General features: G+C 72.8%; 14 protein-coding genes. 9 read left to right on the top strand and 5 right to left on the bottom strand.

Translation table 11 applies throughout. From position 1 onward, the window contains the following. Positions 1-79: 79 nt before the first annotated feature. On the top strand, positions 80-613 hold the full coding sequence (locus tag V4F39_RS18205; RefSeq protein ID WP_332291181.1) for a GlcG/HbpS family heme-binding protein: 534 nt from the start codon (positions 80-82) through the stop codon (positions 611-613). A 76-nt stretch (positions 614-689) separates the two neighbouring features. Beyond that, complete coding sequence (locus V4F39_RS18200; RefSeq protein ID WP_332291180.1) at positions 690-1,865, top strand: HPP family protein; 1,176 nt, start codon at positions 690-692, stop codon at positions 1,863-1,865. A gap of 12 nt (positions 1,866-1,877) precedes the next feature. Here V4F39_RS18200 and phnX read toward each other — a convergent pair whose 3' ends face one another. Genes phnX through V4F39_RS18175 form a run of 5 tightly spaced genes read right to left on the bottom strand, consistent with a single transcriptional unit; the run spans position 1,878 to position 7,746 of the window. Continuing rightward, the gene (gene phnX / locus V4F39_RS18195; RefSeq protein ID WP_332291179.1) at positions 1,878-2,699 is read right to left on the bottom strand and encodes a phosphonoacetaldehyde hydrolase; all 822 of its coding nucleotides are present in this window, start codon (positions 2,697-2,699) and stop codon (positions 1,878-1,880) included. Next, the gene (locus V4F39_RS18190; RefSeq protein WP_332291178.1) at positions 2,696-3,835 is read right to left on the bottom strand and encodes a 2-aminoethylphosphonate--pyruvate transaminase; all 1,140 of its coding nucleotides are present in this window, start codon (positions 3,833-3,835) and stop codon (positions 2,696-2,698) included. The genes phnX and V4F39_RS18190 overlap by 4 nt, the downstream gene beginning before the upstream one ends. Before the next feature lie 46 nt (positions 3,836-3,881). After that, entirely contained in the window at positions 3,882-5,606 is a 1,725-nt protein-coding gene (locus V4F39_RS18185) for a putative 2-aminoethylphosphonate ABC transporter permease subunit (protein ID WP_332291565.1), read from the bottom strand. Positions 5,607-5,623: 17 nt separating this feature from the next. Beyond that, positions 5,624-6,754 carry a putative 2-aminoethylphosphonate ABC transporter ATP-binding protein gene (locus tag V4F39_RS18180; RefSeq protein ID WP_332291177.1) on the bottom strand — a complete coding sequence of 377 codons (1,131 nt, stop codon included), beginning with the start codon at positions 6,752-6,754 and terminating at the stop codon, positions 5,624-5,626. Next, positions 6,712-7,746 carry a putative 2-aminoethylphosphonate ABC transporter substrate-binding protein gene (locus V4F39_RS18175; RefSeq protein WP_332291176.1) on the bottom strand — a complete coding sequence of 345 codons (1,035 nt, stop codon included), beginning with the start codon at positions 7,744-7,746 and terminating at the stop codon, positions 6,712-6,714. Before V4F39_RS18175 ends, V4F39_RS18180 begins: the two co-directional genes overlap by 43 nt. 150 nt (positions 7,747-7,896) lie before the next feature. On the opposite strand from V4F39_RS18175, the gene V4F39_RS18170 reads away from it, so the two are divergent. From V4F39_RS18170 to V4F39_RS18140, 7 genes are all read left to right on the top strand, one after another. Continuing rightward, on the top strand, positions 7,897-8,598 hold the full coding sequence (locus tag V4F39_RS18170; protein WP_332291175.1) for a phosphonate utilization associated transcriptional regulator: 702 nt from the start codon (positions 7,897-7,899) through the stop codon (positions 8,596-8,598). Further along, positions 8,598-9,149 (top strand): phosphonate degradation HD-domain oxygenase, encoded by a 552-nt coding sequence (locus tag V4F39_RS18165; protein ID WP_332291173.1) that lies wholly within the window; start codon positions 8,598-8,600, stop codon positions 9,147-9,149. The genes V4F39_RS18170 and V4F39_RS18165 overlap by 1 nt, the downstream gene beginning before the upstream one ends. Before the next feature lie 9 nt (positions 9,150-9,158). Then, positions 9,159-10,028: an EamA family transporter gene (locus V4F39_RS18160; protein WP_332291172.1), complete on the top strand. Its 870-nt coding sequence runs from the start codon at positions 9,159-9,161 to the stop codon at positions 10,026-10,028. A 70-nt stretch (positions 10,029-10,098) separates the two neighbouring features. Continuing rightward, positions 10,099-11,514, top strand: coding sequence for a phospholipase D-like domain-containing protein (locus V4F39_RS18155; protein WP_332291171.1), 1,416 nt, complete (start codon positions 10,099-10,101; stop codon positions 11,512-11,514). 5 nt (positions 11,515-11,519) lie between these two features. After that, a complete protein-coding gene (locus tag V4F39_RS18150; RefSeq protein ID WP_332291170.1) occupies positions 11,520-12,641 on the top strand; it encodes a metallophosphoesterase in 1,122 nt (373 codons plus the stop codon). Positions 12,642-12,650: 9 nt separating this feature from the next. Next, positions 12,651-13,190, top strand: coding sequence for a tRNA adenosine(34) deaminase TadA (tadA, locus tag V4F39_RS18145; RefSeq protein ID WP_332291169.1), 540 nt, complete (start codon positions 12,651-12,653; stop codon positions 13,188-13,190). Further along, a complete protein-coding gene (locus V4F39_RS18140; protein ID WP_332291168.1) occupies positions 13,187-14,191 on the top strand; it encodes an LD-carboxypeptidase in 1,005 nt (334 codons plus the stop codon). Before tadA ends, V4F39_RS18140 begins: the two co-directional genes overlap by 4 nt. Positions 14,192-14,195: the final 4 nt, after the last annotated feature.

Genomic DNA, 14,195 nt, shown 5'->3' with positions numbered 1-14,195 from the left:
CGCCGTGCCCCCCGTTTCCTACAGTGGCGGCACGGTCGAGCAACGGCTCGCCGAGCCTCACAGCACAACGGAGAACCCCATGTCCATCCATCGCCGCACCCTTCGCCTCGCCGCCCTCACGCTGGCCCTGGCCGCCGCCGCCGCGGCCCACGCGCAGACCCCCGCCGCGGCCGCCGCCGCACCGGCGCTGCGCACCGAGAAGGCGCTGCCGCTGGCGCTCGCCAACCAGATCGCCGCCGGGGCGGTGGCCGCCTGCGCCGCCAACGGCTACGCGGTGAGCGCCACCGTGGTCGACCGTGCCGGCGTGGTGCGCGCCGTCCAGCGCGCCGACAACGCCGGCGCCCACACGCTGGGCGCGAGCGAACGCAAGGCCTGGACCTCGGCCTCGGCCAAGAACACCACGCTCGCGATGATGGAAGGCGCGCAGAAGAACCCCGGCGCCGCCAACCTGGTGGACATCCCCGGCTTCCTGCTGCTGGGCGGGGGCGTGCCGATCAAGGCCGGCAACGAGGTGATCGGCGCGGTGGGCGTCGGCGGCGCGCCGGGCGGCCACCTGGACGAGCAGTGCGCGAACGCGGCGCTGGAGCAGGCCAAGGCCCAGCTCGGCGCCTGACCCCGCCCGTCCGCCCCCAGGCCATGCCCGGGCGCCGGTGATCCAATACCCGGCTCGTGGACGGGAAGTGGGCGGCATGGAGACGGCGGAAGACGACAACAAGCGCGGCGGGTTCGGCGGCCTGCGGCTGCAGGCGCTGCTGGGGCGCTTCTGGCCGGCGCCGGTGCGGGTCAACGCCGCCGAGCGCTGGCGCGCGGTGGCCGGGGCGGCGGTGGGCGTGCTATTCACCGCGCTGGTGAGCCGCTGGCTCGCCGGCCCGGGCGCCGCCGGGCCGTGGCTGGTGGCGCCGCTCGGCGCCAGCGCGGTGCTGGTGTTCGCGGTGCCGGCCAGCCCGCTCGCCCAGCCCTGGGCGGTGATCGGCGGCAACACGCTGTCGGCGTTGGTGGGCACGGCCTGCGCGCTGTACATCGGCGATCCGGCCTGGGCCGGCGCCGCGGCGGTGGGGCTGGCCATCGGCGTGATGTTCGGCCTGCGCTGCCTGCACCCGCCGGGCGGGGCGACGGCCTTGTTCGCGGTGCTGGCCCATACATCGAGCTACGAGTTCGCCGCCTTCCCGATGCTCGCCAACTCGGTGCTGCTGGTGCTGGCGGGCGTGGCCTACAACAGCCTCACCGGCCGCCGCTACCCGCACGGCCAGCAGGCGGCCCCGGCGGCGCCGGCCGACGCACGCTCGCGCTTCAGCGCCGCCGACCTCGATGCCGCGCTCGCGCACTACAACCAGGTGCTCGACGTCAGCCGCGACGACCTGGAGGCGCTGCTGCACGAGGCCGAGCTGGCGGCCTACCGCCGCAACCTCGGCGACCTGCGCTGCGGCGACATCATGTCGCGCGAGCCGCTGGCGGTCTCGTTCGGCACGCCGCTGGCCGAGGCCTGGGGCCTGATGCGCCAGCGCCGCATCAAGGCGCTGCCGGTGACCGACCGGGCGCGCCGCGTGGTGGGCATCGTCACCGTGGCCGACTTCATGCGGCAGGCCGACCTCGATTCGCACCAGGGCCTGGGCGAGCGGCTGCGCGCCTTCGTGCGGCGCACGGGCGCATCGCATTCCGACAAGCCCGAGGTGGTGGGGCAGATCATGACGCGGCAGGTGCGCGTGGCCAGCGCGCAGCGGCACGTGATCGAGCTGGTGCCGCTGTTCTCGGAGGGCGGGCACCACCACATCCCGATCATCGACGAGGACAAGCGGCTGGTCGGCATCATCACCCAGTCCGACCTGGTGCGGGCGCTGTACCGCGCCGTCAACCCTGGCGGCTGAGGCGCCGCCGCGTCAGGGCCGTTCGCCGCGGGCCAGCCGCGCGGCGATGTCGTCGATCACCGGCATCAGCCCGGCCACGCTGTCGATCACGTAGTGCGCGCCGGCGGCGCGCAGCGCGGCGGTGGCGGCCTCGCGCCGGGCCTGCTGCTGCGCGGCATCGAGCGCCTCCCACTCGGCCAGCGTGAGCCCGTTGGCGTTGCCGCTGACCGACAGGCCCACCGCCCAGGTGCCGGCGTTGAGGCCTTCTTCCAGGCCCACGCCGGTGTCGTCGACCTTGACCACGGTGTGCGGCGGCCACACGCCCAGGTCGGCGAAGCAGCGGTACATCATCAGCGGGCTGGGCCGGCCGGCGGCCAGGTCGCCGGCGCACACCAGGTTGTCGGGCAGGTAGCCGCCGCGTGCGGCGATGGGCGTCACCACGTCCATGATGGGGCGGTTGTAGCCGGTGGTGGATCCAATCTTCAGCCCGCGCGCGCGCAGCGCGGCGACCGTCTCCAGCGCGCCGGGGATGAAGCCGGCGTAGTCGGGCACCACCGCGGCGTTCATCGGCGTGAAGACTTCGTAGAGGTGGTCGACGTCGGCGTCGGTGAAGGGCCGGCTGTGCCGCGACTGCCATTGCGCCGCGACGCGCGGCAGCGTGCCCAGGGCCCGGATGTGGTCCCACTTGGCCATGCCCATCGGGCCGCGCGCCTCGGCGATGCCGAGCTCGATGCCGAACTGCTGGAACAGCCGCACGAAGGCGCCCATCGGCGCGCAGGAGCCGAAGTCGATGATGGTGCCGGCCCAGTCGAAGACGACGGCCGTCAGCGCGGAGGGTGGAAGCGGCGCGTTCATGCCATCGTCCCCCCGTGCGCCCGCACGGTGCGTGCGGGTGCGACGCCCATCTCGCGCAGCGTGTGCGCGACGGCGTCGACCGCCTGCTGCATCTGCGCGCGGCCGATGGCGCCGATGCAGCCGACGCGGAAGGTCTCCACCTCGGTCAGCTTGCCGGGGTAGAGCATGAAGCCGCGCGCCTTGGCGCCGGCATAGAAGGCCTTGAAGTCGTAGCGGGCGTCGTCCGGCGCGAGGAAGGTCACGATGATGGGCGAGAGGTGCTCGGGCGCCAGGAAGGTCTGGAAGCCCAGCGCGGCCATGCCGCCGACCAGGGTGTCGAAGTTGCCGGTGTAGCGCGCCAGGCGCGCGGGCTGGCCGCCTTCTTCCTCGTACTGGTCCATCGCCGCGGCGAGGGCGGCCACCACGTGCGTGGGCGGCGTGAAGCGCCACTGGCCGGTGCGGGCCATGTAGGTGTGCTGGTCGTGCAGGTCCATCGCCAGCGAGTGGCTGTTGCCGGCGCAGGCCGCCAGCACCTCGTGGCGGATGAAGACGAAGCCCATGCCCGGCACGCCTTCCAGGCACTTGCCGCTGGCGGCGACCAGGGCGTCGAAGCGCAGCGCGCGGGCGTCGATCGGCAGCGCGCCGAAGGAGCTCATTGCGTCGACGATGAGCCCGCGGCCGAGGCGCTCGCAGATCGCGGCGATCTCGGGCAGCGGGTTGACGATGCCGGTGCCGGTTTCGCAATGGATCAGCCCGACGTGCGTGATGCTCGAGTCGGCCGCCAGCAGGCGCTCGACGTCGGCGGGCTCGATCGGCGCGTCTTCGGCACGGCTCGCGATGGTGGTGCGCCGGCCCATCAGCGAAGCGACCCGGCCCATGCGCTTGCAGTAGGCGCCGTTGTCCAGCACCAGCAGGTGGCCGTCGCGCGGCACCACGGTGGCGATGGCGGCCTCCACGCTGAAGGTGCCGCTGCCCTGCAGGGGCACGACGGCATGGCTCTCCTGCGCGTTCAGGATGGCGAGCAGGCCGGCGCGCACGCGGGCGGTGAGGGCGTTGAAGTCGGCATCCCACGAGCCCCAGTCCTTCAGCATCGCGAGCTTGGTGCGCAGGGTGGTGGTGAGCGGGCCGGGGGTGAGGAGGATGTTGTCGCGGTCCATGGGTGGCGGTGGGGGGCGGGTCAAGGGGCTTGGCATCGGCCGGTGCTCATGGCGCCGGGTGCCTCCATCGTTGTGTGCGGCGTGTGACCACGCGGCCGAGCAGCAGGTAGAGCAGCGTGACCGTGCCGGAGACGCCGACGATCAGCACCGCCATCGCCGCGGCGGCGCCGATCTCGCCGGCCTCGTCGAGGTTGAGGATGGCCACCGAAGCCAGCTTGGTCTCGGGCGAGTAGAGGAACACCACCGCCGAGATCGTCGTCATCGCGTTGATGAAGAAGTAGCGCGACACGTCGAGCAGCGTGGGCAGGCTGATGGGCAGCGTCACGCGCAGGAACGTCTTGTAGAACGGCACCTTCAGCGAGGCGGAAACGGCCTCGAACTCCGGGTCGATCGCCTTCAGCGTGGTGACGATGGTGAGGTGGCCGGTGGTGTAGAAGTGCACCACCGTGCACAGCACCAGCAGCGCGCCCGTCTGGTAGAGGAAATTCAGCGGGTTGGCCGGCGCGTTGAAGAAGAAGATGTAGCCCAGGCCCAGCACCAGGCCGGGCACGGCCATCGGCAGCATCGCCATCAGCCGCACCAGCGGGCGAGCCCAGGCCAGGCCGCGGGTCTTCTCCAGCATGTAGGCGCCGACGAAGACCACGGCGGGGCCGACCAGCGCGGTGCCGGCGGCGAGCTTCAGGCTGTTGACCACCGCGTCGCCCAGCTCGGCGTCGACCAGGCCGGCGATGTAGTGGTCGAGGCTGGGCGTGAGGTTGTAGGGCCACAGCTTCACGAACGAGGCGAACACCGCCATGCCGAACATCGCCAGCATCAGCGCGCAGACCAGGCCGCAGTAGGCCGTCATCGCCGCATCGAAGCCGCGGGCGGGCCGGGGCACCAGCGCCACCGCGCGCGCGGTGAGCATGGCCGTCTGCCGCCGCTGCACCCAGCCGTCGAGCGCGAAGGTGAGGGCGGCCGGTGCGAGCAGCAGCAGCGCGACCACCGCGCCGCGCTGGAAATCCTGCTGGCCGATCACCAGTTTGAAGACGTCGGTGGCCAGCATGTTGAAGTTGCCGCCGACGACCTTGGGGATGCCGAAGTCGGTGACGACCAGCGTGAAGCTCACCAGCGCGGCAGAGATGAGGCCGTACCGGGCGCCCGGCAGCGTGATGGTGGCGAACTTGCGCAGCGTGCCGGTGCCCATCGCGTCGGCCGCCTCGTAGAGCCGCGCGTCGGCCATCGACAGCGCGCTGACGAGGATCATCAGCGCGTGCGGAAACACCGCGAAGCATTCGGCCAGCACGATGCCCGGTGCGCCGTAGAGGCCGTCGAAGCCGAGCGCGAGCCACACGTCCTTGGCCACGCCCTGGTTGCCGAACCAGTAGATCAGCGAGATGGCCGACAGCAGCGAGGGCGCCAGCAGCGGCAGCAGCGTGATGGTGCGGAAGAGGCCCTTGGCCGGCAGGCAGCTGCGCGTGAGCGCATAGGCGAAGGTGAACGCCAGCGGCACCACGACGGCGGTGACCAGCGCCGACACCCAGACGCTGTTCCACAGGCTCTGGCGCAGCGCCGGCGAGGCGAGGTAGGCGGCGAAGTGCGCCCAGCGCGAGCCTTCGGCGGCGGGCGCGAAGGCCTGCGAGAGGATGGCCGCCAGCGGCCCGACGAGGCCCACGCCCAGCAGCGCCAGCACGCCCAGCAGCGCGAGGTGCGCGATGCGGTCCGTCCAGTGCACACGCTGGCGCAGCGGCGCGGGCTGCGGCCGTCCGTTCACCAGGGCCTCGTGCGCCATCGTCGCGGCGGGTGCGGTCAAGCGGCCCTCGCGGGGAACACGCGCAGGCGGTCGGTGCGCAGCGCGAACTGCAGCGCCGCGCCTTCGCGCACGCCGAACTCGTCCATCTGGTTCAACGAGAACTGCAGCTGCACCGGCTGGCCGGGCAGCCCTTCGACCTCGACCTCCGCCAGGCAGTTGCTGCCGACGAATTCGACGCGCTGCACCGTCCCGCGGCAGGCACCGGGGTGGTCCGCGCCCACGCGGTCCATCACCCGGTCTTCCGGCCGCAGGTAGAGCGACACCGGCGCCCCGGGGCGGAACTCGGCGCCGTTGGCCTGCGGGCATTGCAGCCGCAGGCTGCCGGCGCGGAACCAGCGGTCGGGCTCGGCCACGGCCTGCAGCCGCGTGGCCTTGCCGACGAAGTCGGCGACGAAGGCCGACGCCGGCTCGCGGTAGATCTGCATCGGCGTGCCGACCTGCTCGATCACGCCCTGGTTCATCACGACGATGCGGTCGGCGACCGACAACGCCTCTTCCTGGTCGTGAGTGACCATGATGGTGGTGACGCCGAGCTGGCGCTGCAGCGCCCGGATCTCGTTGCGCAGCCGCACGCGCACGATGGCGTCGAGCGCCGACAGCGGCTCGTCCAGCAGCAGCAGCCCCGGCGAGGTGGCCAGCGCCCGCGCCAGCGCCACGCGCTGCTGCTGGCCGCCCGACATCTGCGCCGGGTACTTGCCGCCGCTGCCCGGCAGGCCGACGAGCTGCAGCAGCGCCTCCACGCGCGCGGCCACCTGCGCCTTCGGCTGGCGGCGGTTGACGAGCCCGTAGGCCACGTTGGCCGCGATCGTCAGGTTGGGGAAGAGGGCGTACGACTGGAAGACGATGCCGTAGTCGCGCTCGGCCGGCGGCAGCACGGAGATGTCGCGGCCGGCCTGCGTGAGCGTGCCGGCGGTCTGCTGCTCCAGCCCCGCGATGATGCGCAGCAGTGTCGTCTTGCCGCAGCCGGAAGGGCCGAGGAAGCAGACGAACTCGCCGCGCCGGATCGACAGGTCCACCCCGTCGAGCGCGGTGAAGGCACCGAAGCGCTTGCCGATGCCACGCAGGTCGAGGTAGGGGGTGGCGTTCACTTCTTCGCTTCGCTCTTGGCGTCGTAGCGCTTGGACCATTCGGCCAGGATGCGGTCACGCTCGCCGGCCGCGTAGTTGAAGTCCATCTTGATCAGGCGCGACTCGTAGTCGGCCGGGATGTTCTCCAGCTTGGGCGCCACGCCCGGCTGCGCGGTGAGCGCGAAGTTCTTGCCGTACAGCACCATCGCGTCCTTGCTCGACGCCCAGTCGGCCAGCTTCTTCGCGGCGGCGGCGTTCTTCGTGCCCTTGTGGATCGCGAAGGACTCCAGGTCCCAGCCCAGGCCTTCCTTCGGGAACACCAGCTCGATCGGCGCGCCCTTGCTCTTGTTGGTGTGGCCGCGGTACTCGAACGAGATGCCGGCCACGTACTCACCCGATGCGGCCATGTTGCAGGGCTTGGAGCCGCTGTGCGTGTACTGGCCGATGTTCTGGTGCAGCGCGTCCATGTACTTCCAGCCGCCGCCCTGGCCCTTGTCGTCGCCCCAGAGCTGCAGCCAGGCCACCACGTCGAAGTAGCCGGTGCCCGACGAGGCCGGATTGGGCATCACCACCTGGCCCTTGAACTCGGGCTTCAGCAGGTCCTTCCAGGTGGCGGGCACCGGGATGTTCTTCTTCTTGGCTTCCACCGTGTTGAAGCACACCACCGCGCCGAACACGTCCATGCCCCACCAGGCCGGCGGGTTCTTGGCGTCGCGGTACTTGCCCATGATCGCGTCGAGGTTCATCGGGGCGTAGGGTTCGAGCATGCCGTTGCGGTCGAGCAGCGCCAGGCTGGAGGCGGCCACGCCCCACACCACGTCGGCCTGCGGGTTGGCCTTCTCGGCCAGCAGCTTGGCGGTGATGACGCCGGTGGAGTCGCGAACCCACTTGATGTCGATGTCCGGGTGGGCCTTGTTGAAGGCGGTCTGGTAGGCCTTGAGCTGGTCGGTCTCCAGCGCGGTGTAGACGGTGAGCGTCGTCTTGTCGGCCAGCGCGGCCGCCGCGAACGCCAGCCCGATCAGGCCGGCCACCGTCGATCTCAAAAATGCCATGGGTACCTCCGTTGTGCGAATGCCCGGTTTATCCGCGGCCTGGATGACAAGCTCGTGAATCGGCGTCGCAAGAACGGGGCCAATCGTCTTTCGTTGTTTGTCGATTGAAGATTGTTGACAATCTTCACTCTGGGGCATACTGGCACGGCAATGAACAGCACTGCGTCCACCCACCCGACGATTGCACAGTTGCAGGGCACCTCGCTGTCCGCGCTGGTGCAGGCCGAAGTCGAGCGCCTGATCCTGGAAGGCCGCCTGGAGCCCGGCGCCAAGCTCACCGAGGCGACGCTGGCCGAGCAGCTCGGCGTGTCACGCGGCCCGGTGCGCGAGGCCTTCCGCATGCTGGAAGAAGCCGGCCTGGTGCGCACCGAGAAGAACCGCGGCGTGTTCGTGCGCAGCATCCCGATCGAGGAGGTGCTGGAGATCTTCGAGGTGCGCGCGGTGATGGACCAGTTCGTCGGCCGCAAGCTGGCGCAGAGCCTGGGCACCGCCCAGGTGCGCGAGCTGCGCCGCATGGCCGACGACATGGACCGCGCCGCCAAGGCCGGCGACGCCAACGCCTTCCACCTCTTCAACCTGCAGTTCCACGACCGGCTGCTGCAGCTCGCGGGCAACGCCAAGCTCACCGCCACCTACCGCAAGCTCACGAACGAGCTCACCCTGTACCGCCGGCAGAACCTCACCGGCGAGTCGATGGTGGTATTCGCCAGGGAGCACCGGCAGATCGTCAAGGCCATCGCGTCGGGCGACGTCGAGGCCGCGGGCGAGGCGATGTTCCGCCACGTGATGGCCAGCCGCGAGCGCACGCTGCAGAACCACCAGCGCCGCCTGGCGGCGCCCGAGGCCGCGTGATGGCGCCGGCGCTGGACGACATCGCGCTGCTTTTCCAGCGCCGCGGCGCGGAGCAGTACAGCGGCGAGGCGGTGTCGCAGCTCGAACACGCGCTGCAGGCGGCCCACCTGGCCGAGCAGAGCAGCGCCGACGACGAGCTCGTCACCGCGGCCCTGTTGCACGACCTGGGGCACCTGCTCGGCGACCACGGCGACACCCCCACGCTGCGCGGCATCGACGACCGCCACGAGTACGCCGCCGTGCCGCTGCTGCGCAGCCTGTTCGGGCCGCGGCTGGTGGGCGCCGTCGCACGGCACGTCGATGCCAAGCGCTGGCTGTGCGCGGTGCGCCCCGGCTACCACGCGGGCCTGTCGGCCGATTCGCAGCGCAGCCTGGTGCTGCAGGGCGGCGTGTTCGCGCCCGCGGCCGCGCAGGCCTTCATCGCCCAGCCGCACGCGAAGGAGGCGGTGCAGCTGCGCCTGTGGGACGACCTGGCCAAGCAGCCCGGGCTGGCCACGCCGCCGCTGGCGCACTACCTCGCACGGGCGCGGCGCTGCCTGCGCGCGGCCTGAGGCCGCGGCGTGGGGGAGCTGGGCGGGCCGGTGCTGCTGGCGGTGCTGTTCGGCGCCTGCCTGCATGCGGGCTGGAACGCCCTGATCAAGTCCGCGACGGACAAGTCGCTCGACACCGCGCTGATCCACGCGATGGGCACGCTGCTGGCCGTGCCGCTGCTGCTGGTGCTGGGCCTGCCGCCGGTGGCGGCGTGGCCGTACATCGGCCTGTCGACGCTGATCCACATCGGCTACTACGTGGCGCTGGCCTCGGCCTACCGGCACGGCGACCTCGGCCTGACCTACCCGCTGATGCGCGGCGGCGCGCCGCTGCTGGTGGCGCTGGGCAGCCACGCCCTGCTGGGCGAGTCGCTGTCGCCGTCGGCCTGGGCCGGCGTGCTGACGGTGAGCGCCGGCGTGGTGCTGCTGGGCCTGGCGCGCAGCGGCCATGGCGGCTCCGAGGCGCAGCGGCGCAAGGCGATGCGCGTGGCGCTGTGCAACGCCGCCATCATCGCGGCCTACACCGTGGTCGACGGGCTGGGCGTGCGCGCCAGCGGCAACGCCGGGGCCTACGTGGCGGCCCTGTTCCTGATCGACGGCCTGCCGTACCTCGCGCTGGTGCTGTGGCAGCGGCGGGCCGACCTGCCCGCAGTGCGCCGCTACATGGCCCTGCGCTGGCCGGTGGCGGCGGTGGGCACCGTTGCGTCGCTCGGCAGCTACGGCATCGCGCTGTGGGCGATGACCCGCGCGCCGGTTGCCACCGTCGCGGCGCTGCGCGAGACCTCGGTGCTGTTTGCGGCGGTGTTCGGCACGCTGCTGCTGCGCGAGCGCTTCGGCTGGCAGCGCGCGGCCGGCACGGTGGTGATCGTCGCGGGGGTGATGGCGCTGCGGCTGGCCTGACGGCGCGCCAGGCGCAGGCCACGGCCGGTATCCTTGCGCCTCCACGCCTGCCGGAGAGCCCGTCCGCCCGATGCTGCCCGTCCTCACGCTTGCCCACTGGCTGAGCCTGCATGGCCTGGTCACCGCGATCGCGCTGCTCATCTATGTGATCACCGCGCACGTGCTCGGCCAGCGGCGGCAGCCGGCGGCGGCGGTGGCCTGGGTGCTGTTCATCCTGCTGATCCCCTACCTCGCGCTGCCGGCCTTCCTGGTCTTCGGATCGCGCAAGCGCGTGCGCGCCTTGCGGCTGTCCGGCCGGCACCCGTTGGCCGAGGGCGCCTCCTGGGCGGAGCAGACCGCGGTGGCGCTGCGCCAGCCGGCGCCGGCCGCCTACCACGCGCTCGCGGTGCACGCCGACGGCGCCGCGGCGCAGGCGGCGCTGTGGTCGGTGATCGACGGCGCCCGGCATTCGATCGACCTGTGCACCTTCATCATCGGCCGCGACCGCTTCGGCGAGGCGGTCGTCGAACGCCTCGCCGCGCGCGCACGCGCCGGCGTGGCGGTGCGCCTGATGCTCGACGGCATGGGCGCGCTGATGGGCGGCCGGGCCGACCTCGCGCCGCTGCTGGCCGCTGGCGGCAACGTGGTGACCTTCGTGCCGCCGCTGCGCTCGCCGCTGCGCGGGCGCACCAACCTGCGCAACCACCGCAAGCTGCTGATCGCCGACGCCGGCCGCGAACACCAGCGCCTGTGGTGCGGCGGGCGCAACCTGGCCTCGGAGTACTTCGAGGGCGAGCCCGGCAAGCCCGCGTGGCACGACCTGAGCTTCGACCTGCGGGGCCCGTTCGTGCAGCAGGCCAACGCGCTGTTCCGCCACGACTGGCGTTTTGCCGGCGGGCGGCCGCGGCTGCCCGCGCCGATGCTGCCCTCGCTGCCCGGCGCCGCGCTCTCCGCGCCGCAGGAGGCCGGCGCCGGGCGGGCCCAGCTCGTGGCGTCCGGCCCCGACCAGGGCGACGACACCGTGCAGTCGATGCTGGTGACGGCGGCCTACCGCGCCCGCCGCCGGCTGCTGCTGGTCACGCCGTACTTCGTGCCCGACGCCGCGCTGCTGTCCGCGCTGTGCCTGGCGGCCCGGCGCGGGGTGGCGGTCGACCTGCTGCTGCCGGCCCGCTCCAACCACCGCATGTCCGACATCGCGCGCGGACGCGCGCTGCGGGCGCTGCTGGGCTCGGGCGCGCGGGTCTGGCTGGCGCCGCACATGCTGCACGCCAAGCTCGCGATCGTCGACGACGTGCTGGCGATGGCGGGCTCGGCCAACATCGACAGCCGCAGCCTCTTCCTGAACTACGAGCTGATGGTGGCCTTCCACGACACGCCGGCGATCGACGCCTTCGCGCGGTGGTTCGAGCAGGAGAAGGCCCTCGCCCGGCCCGCCGCGCCGGCGCGGGCCGGGCTGCTGCGCGACGTGGGCGAGGGCCTTGTGCTCTGGGTGGGCTTCCAGCTGTAGCCGCGATGCCCGCGCTCTGGCTGCTCGCCCTGCTGCACCTCTACATCGGCTGGCGCATCGCGCCGTCGCTGCCCGGGGCCGTCGCGCCGGGGGTGTTCGCGGCCTGGCTCGCCGCATCGCTGCTGCTGATCCCCGCGGCGGTGTTCGGCCGCCGGGCAAGGCAGCGCGCCAGCGCCGACCGCTGGACCTGGGCGGGCATGCTGGCGCTGGGCGCGTTCTCGATGCTGCTGGTGCTGACGCTGGTGCGCGAGGTGGTGCTGCTGGTGGCCTGGCTGCTGCCGTGGACGCTCCCGCCGCTGGCCGCACCGACGGCGGCGGCGGTGCCGCTGCTGGCGCTGGCGGCGTGCGTGCTGGGCTTCGCCGCGGCGCGGCGCACCGCGCGGGTGCGCGAGGTCGAGGTGCCGATCGCCGGGCTGCCGGCCGCGCTGCACGGGTTCACGGTCGTGCAGATCACCGACGTGCACGTCGGCCCGACGGTCAAGCGCGCCTACGTGCAGGCCATCGTCGATGCCGCCAACCGGCTGCAGGCCGATGCCGTGGCCATCACCGGCGACCTGGTCGACGGCCGCGTCGCCGACCTGCACGGCGACGTCGCGCCGCTGGCGGGGCTGCGCTCGCGCCACGGCACGTTCTTCGTCACCGGCAACCACGAGTACTACAGCGGCGCCGCCGAATGGATCGCGCAGCTGCGCAGCCTGGGCCTGCAGGTGCTGGTCAACGAGCATGTGGTGCTGCGGCAGGGCGGCGCGGCGCTGGTGATGGCCGGCGTCGCCGACTACAACGCGGCCCAGGTCCAGCCCGGGCAGCGCAGCGATCCGCTGGCCGCGCTGGCGGGCGCGCCCGCCGATGCGGGCCTCAGGCTGCTGCTGGCCCACCAGCCGCGCAGCGCCCCGGCGGCCGCGGCCGCGGGCTTCGACGTGCAGCTCTCGGGCCACACGCACGGCGGGCAGTTCTGGCCGTGGAACCTCTTCGTGCCGCTGCAGCAGCCGTACACGGCGGGCCTGCACCGCCACGGGCAGCTGTGGGTCTACACCAGCCGCGGCACCGGCTACTGGGGCCCGCCGCTGCGCCTGGGTGCGCCCTCGGAGATCACGCGGCTGCGCTTTGTCTCGGAAGCGGGCTGTTAACGTAGCGGCATGTCCACCCCTGCCGACGACTACGCGATGCGCCTGGCGCTCGACCAGGCCCTGAACGCCCAGCTCGCTGGCGAGGTGCCGGTCGGCGCGGTCGTGATGCGCGCAGGGCAGGTGATCGCGACCGGCTACAACCGCCCCATCACCACGCACGACCCCACCGCGCACGCCGAGATCGTGGCGCTGCGCCACGCCGCGCAGCTGCTGGAGAACTACCGCCTGCCGGACTGCGAGCTGTACGTCACCCTCGAGCCCTGCGCGATGTGCGCGATGGCGCTGATGCACGCGCGCGTCAGGCGCGTGGTGTTCGGCGCGGCCGACCCGAAGACCGGCGTGGCCGGCTCGGTGCTCGACCTGTTCGGCCAGCGCCAGCTCAACCACCACACCGAGGTCGTCGGCGGCGTGCTGGCCGAGTCCTCCGCGCAGCTGCTGCGCGCCTTCTTCGCCGAGCGCCGCGCCCAGCAGCGCGCGCAGCGGCTCCCGGCGATCCCCACCGGCGAGGCGACCGAGCTGCCCGCCGATCCTCCCTTCGAACCCCGATGACCGCGACACGACGTTCCCGCCCTGCGCAGGGCCCTGGCCATGACGAACCCGGCCACGACCATCACCATCACGACCCCCGCGCGGACGGCCCGCGGACGCTGACGCTGCTGTCGCCCGCCGGCGTGGTCGCCGAGGCCGCCGCGCTGCGCCGTGCCGCGAAGCGGCTGGCCGCCCACGGCTTCCAGGTCACGCTCGACCCCAGCGTGCTGGCGCGGCACCAGCGCTTCGCCGGCGACGACGACACGCGGCTGGCCGCGCTGCACCGCGTGGCCGAGTCCGCTCCTTCGGTCGCGATGGCGGCGCGCGGCGGCTACGGACTGACGCGGCTGCTCGACCGCATCGATTGGCCGGTGCTGGCGCGCAGCGTCGAGCAGGGCACGCGCTGGGTGGGCTACAGCGACATCACCGCGCTGCAGCTCGGCCTGCTGGCGCACGCCGGCAGCGGCGTGACCTGGGCGGGCCCGATGGCCTGCGGCGACTTCGGCGCGACCGACGAGGCGGGCGGCGTCGACGACGTCACCGAGGCCTGCTTCCTGGAGGCGATGTCCGGCGAGCTGGAGGCGCTGGGCTTCCGCACCACCGAGGGCTTCGACGGCCTCGACGTGCGCGGCACGCTGTGGGGCGGCAACCTGCGCATCGTCACCACGCTGCTGGGCACACCGCACTGGCCCGCGGCGCGGCGCATCCGCGGCGGCATCCTCTTCCTGGAGGACGTCAACGAACACCCCTACAGCATCGAGCGCAGCCTGCTGCAGCTGCACCAGGCCGGCGTGCTCGCGCAGCAGAAGGCAGTGCTGCTGGGCGAGTTCACGGGCTGGAAGAAGTCGCCGCTGGACCGCGGCTACAACCTCAAGTCGGTCGTCGAACACCTGCGCTCGGTGTGCCCGGTGCCCCTGCTGACGGGCCTGCCGTTCGGCCACGTGCCGACCAAGGTCTGCCTGCCCGTGGGCGCCAAGGTGACGCTGGCCGTGCAGGGCCGCGACGCCTTCATCGGCTGGTGACGGG

Source organism: Aquincola agrisoli (genome assembly GCF_036621135.1).
GTDB lineage: Bacteria > Pseudomonadota > Gammaproteobacteria > Burkholderiales > Burkholderiaceae_C > Aquincola > Aquincola agrisoli.
Note: the sequence above shows the minus strand (reverse complement) of the source record. Positions and strands in the feature narration are given on the sequence as shown.

Excerpts from the sequence above, each read along its gene's own strand:
- V4F39_RS18200 (WP_332291180.1), top strand. The coding sequence starts at position 690 with ATGGAGACGGCGGAAGACGACAACAAGCGCGGCGGGTTCGGCGGCCTG.
- V4F39_RS18165 (WP_332291173.1), top strand. The coding sequence starts at position 8,598 with ATGGCGCCGGCGCTGGACGACATCGCGCTGCTTTTCCAGCGCCGCGGC.
- phnX (WP_332291179.1), bottom strand. The coding sequence starts at position 2,699 with ATGAACGCGCCGCTTCCACCCTCCGCGCTGACGGCCGTCGTCTTCGAC.
- V4F39_RS18150 (WP_332291170.1), top strand. The coding sequence starts at position 11,520 with ATGCCCGCGCTCTGGCTGCTCGCCCTGCTGCACCTCTACATCGGCTGG.
- tadA (WP_332291169.1), top strand. The coding sequence starts at position 12,651 with ATGTCCACCCCTGCCGACGACTACGCGATGCGCCTGGCGCTCGACCAG.
- V4F39_RS18190 (WP_332291178.1), bottom strand. The coding sequence starts at position 3,835 with ATGGACCGCGACAACATCCTCCTCACCCCCGGCCCGCTCACCACCACC.
- V4F39_RS18180 (WP_332291177.1), bottom strand. The coding sequence starts at position 6,754 with ATGGTCCAAGCGCTACGACGCCAAGAGCGAAGCGAAGAAGTGAACGCC.
- V4F39_RS18140 (WP_332291168.1), top strand. The coding sequence starts at position 13,187 with ATGACCGCGACACGACGTTCCCGCCCTGCGCAGGGCCCTGGCCATGAC.
- V4F39_RS18175 (WP_332291176.1), bottom strand. The coding sequence starts at position 7,746 with ATGGCATTTTTGAGATCGACGGTGGCCGGCCTGATCGGGCTGGCGTTC.
- V4F39_RS18155 (WP_332291171.1), top strand. The coding sequence starts at position 10,099 with ATGCTGCCCGTCCTCACGCTTGCCCACTGGCTGAGCCTGCATGGCCTG.
- V4F39_RS18205 (WP_332291181.1), top strand. The coding sequence starts at position 80 with ATGTCCATCCATCGCCGCACCCTTCGCCTCGCCGCCCTCACGCTGGCC.
- V4F39_RS18170 (WP_332291175.1), top strand. The coding sequence starts at position 7,897 with ATGAACAGCACTGCGTCCACCCACCCGACGATTGCACAGTTGCAGGGC.
- V4F39_RS18185 (WP_332291565.1), bottom strand. The coding sequence starts at position 5,606 with ATGGCGCACGAGGCCCTGGTGAACGGACGGCCGCAGCCCGCGCCGCTG.